General features: G+C 42.0%; 15 protein-coding genes and 2 pseudogenes. 4 read left to right on the plus strand and 13 right to left on the minus strand.

Annotated features, from left to right (window positions below):
• The first annotated feature begins 121 nt into the window (after window positions 1-121).
• The 3 genes from AC805_RS15525 to AC805_RS15535 all read left to right on the plus strand — a co-directional run bounded on the left by AC805_RS15525 (window position 122) and on the right by AC805_RS15535 (window position 5,198).
• A complete protein-coding gene (locus AC805_RS15525; RefSeq protein ID WP_055076263.1) occupies window positions 122-1,693 on the plus strand; it encodes an oleate hydratase in 1,572 nt (523 codons plus the stop codon).
• Window positions 1,694-1,726: 33 nt separating this feature from the next.
• The gene (locus tag AC805_RS15530; RefSeq protein WP_055076264.1) at window positions 1,727-2,773 is read left to right on the plus strand and encodes an NAD(P)-dependent alcohol dehydrogenase; all 1,047 of its coding nucleotides are present in this window, start codon (window positions 1,727-1,729) and stop codon (window positions 2,771-2,773) included.
• A 277-nt stretch (window positions 2,774-3,050) separates the two neighbouring features.
• Complete coding sequence (locus AC805_RS15535) at window positions 3,051-5,198, plus strand: sigma 54-interacting transcriptional regulator (protein ID WP_055076265.1); 2,148 nt, start codon at window positions 3,051-3,053, stop codon at window positions 5,196-5,198.
• 113 nt (window positions 5,199-5,311) lie between these two features.
• Here AC805_RS15535 and AC805_RS15540 read toward each other — a convergent pair whose 3' ends face one another.
• From AC805_RS15540 to AC805_RS15545, 3 genes are all read right to left on the minus strand, one after another.
• A complete protein-coding gene (locus AC805_RS15540) occupies window positions 5,312-6,193 on the minus strand; it encodes a DUF6920 family protein (protein ID WP_055076276.1) in 882 nt (293 codons plus the stop codon).
• Between the two features lie 359 nt (window positions 6,194-6,552).
• Window positions 6,553-6,828, minus strand: a complete 276-nt coding sequence (locus AC805_RS25675; protein WP_156341421.1) for a hypothetical protein — start codon at window positions 6,826-6,828, stop codon at window positions 6,553-6,555.
• 287 nt (window positions 6,829-7,115) lie between these two features.
• Complete coding sequence (locus AC805_RS15545; protein WP_055076266.1) at window positions 7,116-7,487, minus strand: hypothetical protein; 372 nt, start codon at window positions 7,485-7,487, stop codon at window positions 7,116-7,118.
• Window positions 7,488-7,875: 388 nt separating this feature from the next.
• Between AC805_RS15545 and AC805_RS15550 the strand changes: the two genes are divergently transcribed.
• Entirely contained in the window at window positions 7,876-8,517 is a 642-nt protein-coding gene (locus AC805_RS15550; RefSeq protein WP_055076267.1) for a hypothetical protein, read from the plus strand.
• Window positions 8,518-8,576: 59 nt separating this feature from the next.
• On the opposite strand, the pseudogene AC805_RS15555 reads toward AC805_RS15550, so the two are convergent.
• From AC805_RS15555 to AC805_RS15600, 10 genes and pseudogenes are all read right to left on the minus strand, one after another.
• Window positions 8,577-9,023 (minus strand): annotated as a pseudogene (locus tag AC805_RS15555) (HNH endonuclease).
• The gene (locus AC805_RS15560; RefSeq protein WP_055076268.1) at window positions 9,020-9,259 is read right to left on the minus strand and encodes a hypothetical protein; all 240 of its coding nucleotides are present in this window, start codon (window positions 9,257-9,259) and stop codon (window positions 9,020-9,022) included. Before AC805_RS15560 ends, AC805_RS15555 begins: the two are co-directional and overlap by 4 nt.
• 270 nt (window positions 9,260-9,529) lie before the next feature.
• Complete coding sequence (locus AC805_RS15565; protein ID WP_055076269.1) at window positions 9,530-9,817, minus strand: type II toxin-antitoxin system RelE/ParE family toxin; 288 nt, start codon at window positions 9,815-9,817, stop codon at window positions 9,530-9,532.
• 5 nt (window positions 9,818-9,822) lie between these two features.
• The gene (locus tag AC805_RS15570) at window positions 9,823-10,044 is read right to left on the minus strand and encodes a TA system antitoxin ParD family protein (RefSeq protein WP_055076270.1); all 222 of its coding nucleotides are present in this window, start codon (window positions 10,042-10,044) and stop codon (window positions 9,823-9,825) included.
• Between the two features lie 218 nt (window positions 10,045-10,262).
• A complete protein-coding gene (locus AC805_RS15575) occupies window positions 10,263-10,541 on the minus strand; it encodes a type II toxin-antitoxin system RelE/ParE family toxin (RefSeq protein ID WP_055076271.1) in 279 nt (92 codons plus the stop codon).
• Window positions 10,538-10,798, minus strand: coding sequence for a hypothetical protein (locus AC805_RS15580; RefSeq protein ID WP_055076272.1), 261 nt, complete (start codon window positions 10,796-10,798; stop codon window positions 10,538-10,540). The genes AC805_RS15575 and AC805_RS15580 overlap by 4 nt, the downstream gene beginning before the upstream one ends.
• A gap of 209 nt (window positions 10,799-11,007) precedes the next feature.
• Window positions 11,008-11,673, minus strand: coding sequence for a cysteine hydrolase family protein (locus tag AC805_RS15585; protein WP_055076273.1), 666 nt, complete (start codon window positions 11,671-11,673; stop codon window positions 11,008-11,010).
• A gap of 182 nt (window positions 11,674-11,855) precedes the next feature.
• Entirely contained in the window at window positions 11,856-12,701 is an 846-nt protein-coding gene (locus AC805_RS15590) for a potassium channel family protein (RefSeq protein ID WP_055076274.1), read from the minus strand.
• Window positions 12,698-13,027, minus strand: a complete 330-nt coding sequence (locus tag AC805_RS15595; RefSeq protein ID WP_055076275.1) for a chaperone modulator CbpM — start codon at window positions 13,025-13,027, stop codon at window positions 12,698-12,700. The genes AC805_RS15590 and AC805_RS15595 overlap by 4 nt, the downstream gene beginning before the upstream one ends.
• A pseudogene (locus AC805_RS15600) lies at window positions 13,024-13,488 on the minus strand (DnaJ C-terminal domain-containing protein); the annotation flags it as partial. The pseudogene AC805_RS15600 and the gene AC805_RS15595, both read right to left, overlap by 4 nt.
• Window positions 13,489-13,655 lie beyond the last annotated feature (167 nt).

Consider the following 13,655-nt stretch of genomic DNA (forward strand, 5'->3'; position numbering starts at 1 on the left):
TAATTAAAATCCAGAGCTAAAACCTGCGGCGCACGCTGCGCGTGCGCCGCAGGTTTTAGGGTTTTATATTCAATTAAGCTCACTTACCTAATAAATAAGATATTAATAGGAATGAATTGATATGGACAAGAAATCTAGGGCTTATCTGTTGGGTGGAGGGATCGGCTCCTTGGCAGCCGCCGCCTTTATGATTCGAGATGGTGGCATCTCTGGCGAGAATATTTTTATCTTGGAAGTAAAATCTCTTTTAGGTGGAAGTATGGATGGAGCAGGGAACTCTATTGATGGGTATTCACTGAGGGGAGGACGCATGTTGACAACTGATAATTATGAATGCACATGGGATCTGTTTAAATCTATTCCTTCCCTGCATACTCCCGACAAATCCGTATATGCGGAAACTATGGAATTTAACGAACAGCACAGGTCAAATTCGATGGCACGTCTTGTGGATCGTCGTCGTGCAAAGGTTCCCGTTAGCTCCATGGGCTTTTCGATGCAGAATCGACAAGAATTGCTAAAGCTCACCCAAGCTCCAGAATCCGAATTAGCTGCAAGTTGTATTACTGATTGGCTTTCTCCAGAATTTTTTGAGACGGAATTTTGGTTTATGTGGGTAACTACATTCGCCTTTCAGCCATGGCATAGTGCCGTTGAATTCAAGCGTTACTTGCATCGCTTCATGCTCGAATTCACCCGAATTGAAACTCTGGCTGGGGTTAAACGTACGATCTATAATCAGTATGATTCATTAATTCTGCCGTTGCAGAGTTGGCTTGCATCCCAAAATGTTCGCTTTGAGCTAGATTGCAAGGTCACAGATCTGGTTAGTACTCATTCAGAAGGTGAGGTAATCGTCACAGATATTCATTATCAGCAGGGAGGTGAATCTAAAGCGATCGCAGTTGAAAGTGGCGATCGCGTATTCCTACAGAATGGATCGATGACCGATGCCTCAAGTTTGGGTTCGATGGCGATCGCCCCCAAAAAGCTGACGAAGGAAGACTGCAACAGTTGGAGCCTATGGGAAAATCTGGCTGCGGAAAACCTAGATTTTGGAAATCCTGCTGTTTTTAATAGTTGTATTGCTGAATCTGTATGGGAATCCTTTACGGTTACGCTGAAGAACTCCAAATTCTTCGATCTGGTTGCTAATTTTAGCGGCAATCAAGCAGGAACTGGTGGGCTGATCACTTTTAAAGACTCAAATTGGCTGATGTCAATCGTACTTGCCTATCAACCCCACTTTATAAATCAGCCCAAAGATGTACAAGTTTTTTGGGGATATGGACTTTTGCCCGATCGCGTGGGAAATTTTGTACCTAAACCGATGGATGAATGTAATGGTAAAGAAATTCTACGTGAACTCTGTGGTCATCTACGCTTCGATTTAGATATGCTAGGAACTGTAAACTGTATTCCTTGTCGAATGCCATACATTACTAGTATGTTTATGCCACGCTTACCTACGGATCGACCATTGCCGATCCCCCGTAGCTCTAAGAACCTTGCTTTAATTAGCCAGTTTGTGGAGATTCCCGATGATGTCGTTTTCACTGTTGAGTATTCAATACGAGCAGCGCAAATGGCAGTGTATGAATTTCTAGATATCGATCGCAAAATTCCATCTGTTACACCTCACGACAAGTCTTTCCTAGTGCAGTTTGAGGCTTTAGTCAAATCATTTAAGTAAGTTTATCTAAACAAATAATCAGGAGAAACCTCAATGAAAACGAATGCCTATGCTGCCCAAAATGCCGCGGCTCCCCTTGCTCCCTTTTCCTTTGAACGACGCGATCTTGGTGAGCATGATGTGCAGATCGATATTCTATATTGCGGCGTGTGTCACTCCGATTTGCACACCGTCCGCAGCGAATGGAGCAGTACCACCTACCCTTGCGTTCCAGGTCACGAAATCGTCGGACGGGTCAAGAAGGTTGGTGCGAAAGTCAATAAGTTTAGAGAAGGTGATACGGTTGGCGTGGGTTGTATGGTCGATTCCTGCCTTACCTGTGCTAACTGCAAAGAAAACTTGGAGCAGTTCTGTGAGAAAGGAACGATTTGGACTTACAACTCTCCTGACAAACATACTGGTGGCATTACCTACGGTGGATATTCTGAGAGTATCGTAGTAGATAAAGAATTTGTACTAAAGATTCCGAAGAATTTGGATCTCGCCGCCACCGCTCCGTTGCTGTGCGCTGGAATTACAACTTATTCGCCCTTACGCCATCACAATGTAACCAAGGGTCAGAAAGTAGGCATTGTGGGACTCGGTGGGCTAGGACATATGGGAGTGAAATTGGCGAAAGCTCTCGGTGCTCACGTCGTGGTCTTCACTACTTCACCAAGCAAAGTTGAAGATGCGCTTCGGCTGGGCGCAGATGAAGTCGTCAATTCTAAAAATGCAGACGAGATGCAACAACACCTCAATAGTTTCCACTTCATTCTCGACACCGTGTCTGCAAAACATGATATCAATGCCTACCTCTTCCTGTTGAGACGAGATGGCAACCTCACTCAAGTTGGAGTACCACCCGATCCACTTTTACTATCAGTGGGTAGCCTAATTTTCGGTCGGCGCAGTATGAGCGGTTCTCTGATTGGTGGTATTAAAGAAACCCAAGAGATGCTAGATTTCTGTGGTAAGCACAATGTTACTGCTGATATCGAACTTATCCCCATCCAAAACATCAATGAAGCCTACGATCGCCTCGTGAAAAGCGACGTAAAATATCGCTTCGTCATTGATATGGCTTCGTTAAAATCTTGATGCACTCCCACTAACCTGAAGTTATACCAATTCACCAAAGCGCGACAATACTTTTGTGAATTACTAGACGGATAAGGATGGGCGGTGCGAAGCACCGCCCATCCTTATCCGTCTCTACCAACCAATCCATAATAAATTGTAATATAGCTATAGTCAGTAATATGAGGACAAAAATCAAACCGAATAGAGAGTTACGGCGCTTCGCACCGCAACTCTCTATTCGGTTTGATATCCTGACTTAAGCGAATATAGCTATACAAATCGATCTAGTGAAACTATGTTTATAAAAGAGCGATCGCAGGTTTTACAGCCCTACTTAATTACTAAAGCCGAGCGCGGAGTTATTGGGAAGAGTCGCTATGCGACAAGATTACGTCATGAAATCAAACAGGCAAGTGAAGATCGAGAGCCCGTACTAATTTTGGGGGAACCAGGGCTGGATAAGGATAATATTGCGGCATTAATTCATTTTAACTCAGCTTATCGACGGGAAGCGATCGCTAAGGTCAATTGCAACTTAGTACAGGCAAGTGGAGCCGATTTATTTGGTAGAGCAGGGGGAAATGCTGGCTTATTAACCTATTTGGGAATGGGAACTCTCATTTTAAATAATATTCAAGAATTGCCAGAGGAATTGCTTCCTAAGATCACGCAGCTTTTAGCAACACGCACCTATCAACCAATCGGCAGTGACGAACAAGAGGAGCCTTTAATCTGTGAAACGCGGATCGTTATGGTGACAGAGAAATCTCAACCCACCTGCGAATCCCATGTTAAACATTCCATCAAAGTTCCTGCCCTGAGAGTCCGTAAGGCTGACATTAAGCCCCATGTGGATTATTACATTAGTTTATTCTGCCGCGATCGGGGTATTCCCAAACCCTCAATCTCTGCTGAAGCTTTACGCAGTTTACAAAGCTATGACTTTCCAGAGAACCTAAAGGAGTTACGATTTTTGGTAGGAAGGGCAATCATTCAGTCATTAAATGCCCCATTTCTAACGGAGGCAGTATTTTGGTCAAACCAACCCAAAGGAAAAAAATTTCGTCTTAATCTGCTCAATACTTATCCTAGCCTGCGTCGTTTCTTTCGCAGCGAATGGTTCACCGATCGCCTTAACTACGGATTTACGCTCGCTTTCTTTGCGATCGTGGTCGCAACATTGTTTCTAGCACCACAAACCCGCGATCGCAATATTGCCCTTAACTTTTTTTGGGCATGGTGGTGGCCATTGATTTTAATCAGCTTCCCATTTGTAGGGCGACTGTGGTGTGCGATCTGTCCATTTATGATTTATGGAGAAGTCACGCAAAAAATATCATTGTGGCTATATCCCCGACAGCTAAAACATTGGAATCGCGATGTTTCCGAACGATGGGGCGGTTGGTTTCTCTTCGGTTTATTTGTATTGATTTATCTATGGGAAGAACTATGGAATTTACAAAATACCGCCTATCTCTCAGCTTATTTACTACTGTTGATTACGGCAGGTGCAATGATTTGTTCGTTGATTTTTGAGCGGAGGTATTGGTGTCGTTATCTCTGTCCGATTGGCGGGATGAATGGACTATTTGCAAAGCTGTCGATGACCGAATTACGCGCCCAGCAAGGGACTTGTTCCGCAGAATGTACTACTTATCAATGTTATAAGGGAGGGGCAAAAAAAGGCGAAGGTCTAGAAACTAATGGCTGTCCGTTATATTCTCATCCCGCCCAATTGCAAGATAATCGAGACTGCGTGCTATGTATGACCTGTCTCAAGGCATGTCCCCATCGTTCCGTAGAGTTTAATCTCCGTCCACCCGCGATCGAGTTATGGACGACCCATGTGCCCCGCACCTATGAAGTTGCATTGTTATTGCTATTACTAGGTGGTGCTTTTCTGCATCGATTGCCAGAGATTCAAATAGTGATCGCATGGCAAATTAATAGAAATGAATTCTTGCCACATTTAGGGCTATCGGTGTTGATTTTACTAGTGGTTGCAGCAGTTCCCCTAGCTGCCTATGGCATCATGCGATCGCTCCATTTCATTATGATTAAGTGGAAGAAAAATTGCCAAGACAATCAGTTACCCTATAGTCTTAACACCTGCAAACCCAAACCCTTTATCGAGCTTGCCTATGGATATTTACCCTTAGCTCTAGGCGCAAATCTTGCCCATTATTTATACCTCTTCCTTCAAGAAGCGGGTCGGATTTTACCCGTTACTTGGGCAACTTTGGGAATGGATGGCGCAAGTCTACCAATTTTGATCGCCCATCCTGCGGTCATAGTATTTTTGCAGGGAATAGTATTAATTTTTTCTGTGCTATTGACATGGGCTTTAACCCAAAAGATTGCGCGTCAGTCTTGGCGATCTCTCTTACCTCAACATTTGAGCACGATGCTATTAGCGATCGCATTGTGGGCAATTATCCTGTAATACTAATTCCCAAAATGGCAACGCCATTTTGGGAATCTCAAAACCTTACTGGTTTTGTTTTTCAATTAACTGAATTGTTGGCTCAATTTAGTGAATTGACAGTCTCGCCAAGCCTACGATGCAAACTCATAATTGATTTTAGTGACTTTACCTTTGAAATAGAGTTGAACACCTTCAGGATGCTCCCAACCTACTTCTCCTTCCAAGGGAATCCGCATTCCATCACAAACGGAATATTCTCTAAAATTACCGACCCAAGGCATAAACATCGATTTACCTCCAACTACGCGATAACAACGGGCTTCAGCACGCATACTGGTAATTAATCCCTCAGCATCAAACTGAAACACAACGGAGGCGGTTATTTCTCTATCGGTCAGTGTAGCGCGACTAGAATGCTGATTGATCGCTTCCCAGATCACACCCTGACTAGGGAGCAATGATGTCGGATACCAAACCGCTTCCGCAAAGAAGCGTAATAATTCGCCTTGGTTTAATTCGGTCGTATTGTGCATTTTGGCAACCGTGAAAAGACCAAGTATTGAGGCTTGTAGATCTCCTTCTCCTAAAAGATAGGTATCATGGACAAATACATTTATGAATGGAATCATCTGGATTTTGGCATCCCAGTCAAAGCCTAGCTTTTGCGTAGTCACAAGTTGTGTAGCCGTAAATCTATGCCATTTAGTCTCTGTTTCATTCATATGGAACTGTCCGTGCTGAGATAGTTCAACCTTGGTGACGATCGCTTGTCCATCCTGAAGCACAGCCTTAAAAAATCGCTGTACAGGCTCTGGTAAGTCTATAATCTCTTTGGAGTCATAGTTTTTAGGCTCAATTAATTGTTGTGATTGTTGTCCATTTGTCAGGTTGACCCGTAATTTATCAGTCCCCGATTGCCAGCGATCGCGCCCATACATCGTAATGATCGCCAACAAAGCTACGATCAAGATGATAATAATGACTATTGGTGGTAATTTCAACGAATAGCTCATCAACAAACCTAAACTTAAGCTAAATCCAGCTAGGATGAGGACTACAAACCGCCATGTTTGAATGAGGATCATTATATTTATGTAAATATTTTAACTATGACAGGCGATCGCTTGATTTCTTGATTGAATTGATTAACTACGATACAAAATAGAACTAGATTCAAATTTTATGGGAGAGAATACCTATGAGCCAATGTTGTTCTTACCTTGGCGATCGCATCAACAATCAATCTCCTAAAAGCGATCGCTATTACTGTGAGTCTTTATTTCTAGGCAATTAGATCAATATTCTCCATGTAACTGCTGTCTAAGTTCGATACTCCACCATATTAAAATGGTTAGATTAGTTGCCTTCGGATTTAGTCAACACACATAAAATTTGTTCGATAGACACTCATCGAAAATACGTCGGTAACGTTGTAAATTGTCGTGTAGAAACCTGCTGCAAATGTAGTCATGTTCCTCCCAAAACCTTGGCTCATCAAAGCCATCAAAATCAATGGAACTGTAATACGCGAGGTTGTGTAACCAGTCAGCGATAGCCCCAGCAGTACGGCTGCCATGATACTGTTTAAACCAAACGACAGGATTTCGGCTAGGTTTGTCTCTAGATTGGCAATAGTTACGGGTGTCAAGCATCGCAACGTAAAGCAGATGACGATATGCAACTTTTAATTTGTCATTCATGATCGTTAATACCGACTAAAGTGAGATTTATAATACAACTGTAGTTTAATTTTCGTGTTAGCTGAAAATTAAGACAGATACTGCTCTACGTCAATTCTGATCGCTTCAATTATCTATCTGCTGAAGGGTTAGCCGTAAGCGATTGCAATTACTTCGAGTCTTGATTTTCATGCGATCACCCCCCCACTAGCTCAATAATCAAACGCCACAACCGCAGCCAAAAAACTACTCTAAATTAATAGTCTGCAATACCCTCCAAAATCACACGAAAATACCCTGTCTTTGGTTTCTGGACAAATCTAAACGTAAGACGCGCTTTTGACCAGCCAGATGCTACAGAAATTCGATGATGGAGAATGAACTGTCCGGGTTCGACCTCGATAAGCTCTGGCACAGCAGAGCTCTTAAAACCCACTGCTGAAACTAATGGTTCATCCCCAATTGCAAACTGAATGACGGAACGCAGCTCAGCCTTTGACCATTTCCTAGATGTTTGGTCAAGCTTTGCGAGTGCTGCACTGTAGTCGTTTTGAGCAAGATGCTCCAGAAATTCTCGCGCGAAAGCGACAAACGCTTTTTGAGGACTATAGGAAGTACCAATAATCATTCTTAGGTCTAACTATGTATTATCTTGCAGATTAAAGGATAGATACTTATAAAAGGTACATATTACATAACTTTTCAGATAAAGTGATCAATGAGTGTTATGACATAATTTTTACAGGTTAAGATCGCTCAATAGAGTTTTCTCTCGCAAAATGTAACCTTGCAGGATGTTATTCGAGAGAGCATATCACAAACAATTAGTATTAAGTAACCTGAGTTCTAGGCAATCGCATCAACAATCTATCTCTTAAAGGCGATCGCTATTACTATGAGCCGTGATTTCTGGGCGATCGCTATTTTTCTATTACATATATCGTATATTAGGTATTAGAACCTTAATCAAATGTCTTGACTTCTAAACTTCATGTAATTACTACAAGGATTTAACCGTGATTACAAATGCTAGTAGCCTTACCCTTGGCACTCTCCGCCAAACCTTTGGATTGAGACTTAACTCTAGCGATCGCTTTTTTGATGAATGGTTAAATCATGCACCGACTTTAACCGAAGCGGAACTACAAGGATTAGATCGCCTTACTCGCAACTATACCTATCTCAGTCAAGAAGAACCACCTCTCGAAGAAATTGTAAAGCTTGTCGTGGTATCACCATTGCTAGATTTGGCTGGTTTCTATCAGTTTCCTTTTTTGGTAAAAGCAGAAGTAAGTACCAATATCGAAGTTGCTGACGAAGCTAATGCGATCGCAATTCAAGGCAGAATTGATATTTTGGTAATCCAAGATAGTTTTTGGGTTTTGGTAATCGAATCAAAACCTGCAAGGCTAGACGTTACGGCGGGAATTCCCCAAGCACTTACTTATTTACTGAGCGCTCCCAACTTACAGCCAAGTTGTTATGGAATGGTTACAAATGGAAGAGAAGTATTGTTCTTGAAATGCGATCGCCACCAAAATGCTCCTCAATATACGCGATCGCCTACTTATCGGTTACTTGAAAATACAGCAGAACGTATCCAAGTTTTGCAGGGGCTTAAACAAATTGGCTCTTATATTGGCGATTTGAGGAGTTAGGCGATCGCTATTACTGTGAATCGTGATTTTTAGGCGATCGCTTCAACTTTCTCAATAGGTTACTGTTGAGGATCATGGGCAGGCGGATGACAGCCGCCACGAATCCAGAAACGACGCGCACTCTGAATAGCGCCATCATCATGACGCTCATCGTTCATATCGAGACGTTCAATTGTGGCGCGTCCTATGGCTGTAATGCCGAGAATTTTTTATCCATTGTCAGACCAGATGAAATGTTCAGACCACTTGTTCTGTCTAGGATTGAAGATTGAAACGATTGTTTGGGTTTCAGGATCAATACCCTCTGTGAAGTTGTAACGACGACCATTACAGCGATGACACGCAAGGGCAAGATTATCTTCAGTATCGTCTCCACCAAGGGATTGTGGAATAAGATGATCGAGTGTAAATAGTGAGCTACTAGCTTCTTCAAAAGAATGGCAGTACTCACATAGAAAATTAGCTTGATCGCGAATGTGTTGACGACTAGCGAAACTGATGGTCATGACTCGGCAATAATGCGAGCATTTATAAGTGTGAAAATACGATCAAGTTCAGTAATGCCAGCAAGCTCAGCACTTTCTTCTACAGTGAGGATGTTATTTTTTTTTCGCTCGATGAGGATTTCAAGGCGCAATTGGAGATCATCATTGAACTTAAAAAGGTTAAGTCCTCTTACCTTTTGGATTTGAATGCCAACCTCTATCCAGAAAGAAGGTTGCACCATTGTTTGAGTAATCATATTTGCTACCCTTATGTATATTCTTGATTGTTACAATTAGATGCTTTCAAAGTTTGAAGACTCTATAGGCAACTAAATCGTATATGCAATGCTTTAATGACAGCGATTTTATTATAGCGTTACACATCTTTAAAATCAGATCGCTATTACTGTGAGTCGTGATTTTTAGGCGATCGCAACTTTCACATTTCGTCTTAGCTAGTGCGGGTGAATTCAGTTAGAAAAAACAGTTAAAGCGACAGCAGAAATGTTACAGCAATTTTTATAAATTTAGAAATTTTTATATTTTTTGATGTCACGATAAAAGTTTTCATGAACTCCAAGGGAGATTAAAGTTCTCGTTTTTTCATCCCATTGATACGCAAGGAGATTTTCTCGATCCACCATTCTAAATTTATAAACCCAGACATCGGCTAAATCACCCTTTTTTTGTTCCCCAAGTTCGGGATTTTTGATAATTTCTCTTACCGCATTATCAAGATCTTTGATTTGATTTTTCTTTAACTTTTTCTTGATTTTTGAAAATAAGGGCGTTTGAAAAACTTGAATTTCACCCATCGGATTTATTCACTAAACTCATAGGGCGTTAATTCTGAATTCTTAGCTTGCTCACGACTAATCAATATTGCTTGAACAAAGCTAAACGAAAGCTCTGGATTGTCTTCAAGGATTTTGCCCATTGCCGCCCAATATTCAATTTGACCCGCAACTGAGCGATGCATTGCTTTAGATCGACTTTTTGCCTCTTGGGCTAAATGCTCGGAAATTCTGATTGCGATAGACATGGTAAAACCTCAATCAAGCTTGTTGCAATATACATCAAATTGTTGCATATTGCAACAAAGTCTCTAGGCTCTGATTGCCTGATGCCTTGTGAAATATTGTCATGAGTGTTGATGATTAACGGCGATCGCTATTACTATAAGTCGTGATTGCTAGGCGATCGATTTTTAATGTTTGTTTCTATTTTGTTGGTTTTGCATTATTGTTGAGTGGTAATGTTTTAGCTCTTGGGTGGGAAGTAACGATAAATTTCTTTGCGATGCAGTACTCGACAAAAGGTGATAGTTCCATCTTGAAAAGTCACTCCAATTCGATAATCTCCTACTTTGATTCGATAAGCATTTTCATAGCCCTGTAACTTTTTGAGGTTTTTGAGATCTGCTAATCCCTCAAGTTTGGGAATCTCCTCAAATACAAGTGTGTTTATGGGCTTGAAGTAAGGAGTACTTTTGAGAGCTTTAAGTTCTTTAATAAAGCTAGGAAGGTAATTAATGTTCATACCTTTTCCATTTCGGCAAGTGCTTCTTGGAGGCTAAGAGGCTTTTCGTCTTTGACTGCTATCATGGCATGGACAAGCCCTAAATCTTCGATCGCTTCGACAATTTCAGGTTTCTGTGAGTGACTTTCTGAAACTGGTGTAACGCTTTCGCGAAATAGGCGTATGATTTGCAGGAGGTTTGACCAATATTGTTCAGGGATTTTATCTAGCTCGTTGGCTAGTTCTTCCGCAAATATGTTTGGGCTATTGGTTGACATCTTTATCATTCCTGAATGCAAAGTATTTTCAGGTTAGCATAATTCAAGTTTAGCTAGGATATCTGGTAGCAATGTCGAAAATCTACTATCGGATGATAGCGATCGCTATTCCTGTGATTCGTGATTTCTAGGCGATCGCCTCAATTATTTATCTGTTAAAGGTTTGCGGTATGCAATCACCGATAACTTCATCATCGTTAACACGGTTGTTAAACCGCAATTTGGTCGGAATGACTTCCGCCGATCCAGTCAATACATTCGACAGTTGTCATCAGAGACACATTGATATTTCTAAGTTCTTCAAGTCCTTTTTCATAAATTCCTGAAACTGCATCTGTCACTAAAACGATTCGGAAATCTCGCATACTTGCACCATAGATAGAAGCACGAGGACAATTAGGAAAGTTGCAGCCACAAAATATTACTGTATCTACTCCAAGCGTGTGGAGGTATGATTCTAGCGCAGTTTGGTAAAAAGCATCCCAACGAGGTTTGTACATCGCCCATTCCTGTTTACCAAGCAACTGAAACTCGCCCCGAAGCAGCTCATCTGAGGCAAGCCGAATTAATTTGTTAGGTTTCAATTCATTAACTAGTTCTGCACCAATCGTATCAGGAGCCGCAATTTTTATACCATCCTCAATCATCTCTTTACGACAAGCATCAACATTGCTTCCATCAGGAAGGTAAAGACGAATCACATGAATGATGGGGCGTTCAGCAGCACGAAATGCATTTAGTAATTGCAGCATTTGCGGTACTTTCTCATGTGTCCCTCGAATTTTTGCTGGGGAACCTATCAACGTGAAATCGTTCTGTACATCAATACTAATCAAAGCAGATGATGATTGTTTCGGATGCGTATACTTATGCATTAATTGACTCCACAACGGCTCAAAAAATATTTTTCAACGATTTTACTAAAGATAGACAATTAAATCAAGTGCGATCGCCTCAATCATCTATCTACTAAAGGTTTAGCCGTAAGCGATCGCTATTACTGTGAGCCTTGATTATTAGGCGATCGCTGTAATGTCCAACACGATCACATCGCCAATTAATGATCTAAATCGCGTTTAGCTAAAGCTTGAATTTCAGTGCGTAAGGCAGCAATTTCCACTTGCAATGCTTGAATAGATTTTGTACCCGCAATCTCAGCTTCATCACTTTCAGCATCCTGACCGACAAAGAATGTCGCTAATATCGCTGTCGCATATCCACACAAAGCGATCGCATATACCGCCAATAAAAAACACAACACCCGTCCTTCCCCAGTTTTAGGAAAGTAATCCGAGCCAATAGTAGTCATCACCATCGCTGTCCACCATAGCGCCGTACCATAATCCGCGATACCCACTGCTCCATTAGGAAGATTGCGCTCAAATGTATAGATTCCCGCCGCACCAGCTAAAGCGACAATCGCCGTTAGCGCAAACACATAGCCAATTCCGCGACGTTCCATACTAGCACCAAGCAAGCGCATTCCCCTATTTGTTCTAGTCATGATTCCCAACAACTGCAACCCTCTCACAGCATGAACTGATTGCAAAGATTGAATGATTGGCACGATTCGCAAAGTTCCTAGCGCAGGAATAATGAGAGAGAAAGCGATTAACCAATTGTGATGGAGGTAAAAAAGTTTGTGTGGCGCAAGCAAGAACTTTAGACAAAAATCTAAAATGAAAATGATCCAAATGGTAATGCCGATCATTTCTAAGAACGGATTCAAACCCCAAACTAGCTCAACTATCAGCAGTCCTAACCAAGCAAAACTCAGCACTAGCATCGGCATCTCTAACCAACTTTCCCACTGCTGGAGTAGTTCGTAACGTTCTCGATCTATGGCAGCTAGTTCGGGTGTTGCTTCGGGAGGTGTTTTTGGTGCTGATTTTGGATATCTCATAGGGTTGATTTGGACTGATGCGCTTTGAGTCTTGCCCGCAGTTGCGCGAGTTCCTGAGCCATATCTAGCACGATCGCCGCTCCGATTAAATTGAGTCCCAAGTCCTGACGTAAGCGTTGAATTTGAGAGATTCGGGTAATTTCGCGAGAATGCAGCATCATTCCATTTGGTTCGATTACTCCTAACTCGACATAAACCTGTACAACTGTAATGGAAGTCTCTGTTACGGATGCGGCATATTCAAAGGTATAAAGTTGTTCGCCTTCGAGGGAAACTACCATCGTTGAGAGACTTGATGAATGACTTGTTGAAAGAACTTCGTTCATAACTTAATCTCCTCTAAGCGATCGCGTGGGTTAAAGATGGTATTGGCTTGGATTTTTTCGTAACATTCTTGTTCGATCGCATTAAGCTCTTGCGGCGTAACGATCTGAAGTTTGGCAAATAAATCACTACGTCCACCTTTAGGCAATGTCCAACCTTTGCCCCGCAACCGCAGGGATTGCCCCGTTTGTAATCCTTTGGGGACTTTCATCGTTACGCTGCCATCGGGTGTTGGTACATTGATTTCCGTACCTAAAACTGCTTCATCAGGACGAATTGGGACATTACACACAAGGCGATCGCCTTCAAAGTGAAAGAAGGAATGCGGTAACAACTCAATCGTGAGATATAGATCGCCACGCTGTTGGGAGAAGGGACTAGGACGACCTTTACCCTTGAGCCTAATCCGACTCCCTGTTGTTGCTCCTGCGGGGATGCGGACATTGATCGTATCATTATCAACTCACCTTACGCAGAAGTCTAAAAAGGTTTCAGGGATTGCCATTCCAAGTAAGATTGCTGCAAAGCCTTAATATACAATTTGGATTTGAGAGCAAAATGATTGAGCTTAGAATTGAGTTTAAGAACCTCCAATTTCACATATCCCCACAAAGATGCAAAGAAGTGATT

Source organism: Pseudanabaena sp. 'Roaring Creek' (genome assembly GCF_001402795.1).
Taxonomy (GTDB): Bacteria; Cyanobacteriota; Cyanobacteriia; order Pseudanabaenales; family Pseudanabaenaceae; genus Pseudanabaena.

Excerpts from the sequence above, each read along its gene's own strand:
- AC805_RS15525 (WP_055076263.1), top strand. The coding sequence starts at position 122 with ATGGACAAGAAATCTAGGGCTTATCTGTTGGGTGGAGGGATCGGCTCC.
- AC805_RS15530 (WP_055076264.1), top strand. The coding sequence starts at position 1,727 with ATGAAAACGAATGCCTATGCTGCCCAAAATGCCGCGGCTCCCCTTGCT.
- AC805_RS15535 (WP_055076265.1), top strand. The coding sequence starts at position 3,051 with ATGTTTATAAAAGAGCGATCGCAGGTTTTACAGCCCTACTTAATTACT.
- AC805_RS15540 (WP_055076276.1), bottom strand. The coding sequence starts at position 6,193 with ATGAGCTATTCGTTGAAATTACCACCAATAGTCATTATTATCATCTTG.
- AC805_RS15545 (WP_055076266.1), bottom strand. The coding sequence starts at position 7,487 with ATGATTATTGGTACTTCCTATAGTCCTCAAAAAGCGTTTGTCGCTTTC.
- AC805_RS15560 (WP_055076268.1), bottom strand. The coding sequence starts at position 9,259 with ATGATTACTCAAACAATGGTGCAACCTTCTTTCTGGATAGAGGTTGGC.
- AC805_RS15565 (WP_055076269.1), bottom strand. The coding sequence starts at position 9,817 with ATGGGTGAAATTCAAGTTTTTCAAACGCCCTTATTTTCAAAAATCAAG.
- AC805_RS15570 (WP_055076270.1), bottom strand. The coding sequence starts at position 10,044 with ATGTCTATCGCAATCAGAATTTCCGAGCATTTAGCCCAAGAGGCAAAA.
- AC805_RS15575 (WP_055076271.1), bottom strand. The coding sequence starts at position 10,541 with ATGAACATTAATTACCTTCCTAGCTTTATTAAAGAACTTAAAGCTCTC.
- AC805_RS15580 (WP_055076272.1), bottom strand. The coding sequence starts at position 10,798 with ATGTCAACCAATAGCCCAAACATATTTGCGGAAGAACTAGCCAACGAG.
- AC805_RS15585 (WP_055076273.1), bottom strand. The coding sequence starts at position 11,673 with ATGCATAAGTATACGCATCCGAAACAATCATCATCTGCTTTGATTAGT.
- AC805_RS15590 (WP_055076274.1), bottom strand. The coding sequence starts at position 12,701 with ATGAGATATCCAAAATCAGCACCAAAAACACCTCCCGAAGCAACACCC.
- AC805_RS15595 (WP_055076275.1), bottom strand. The coding sequence starts at position 13,027 with ATGAACGAAGTTCTTTCAACAAGTCATTCATCAAGTCTCTCAACGATG.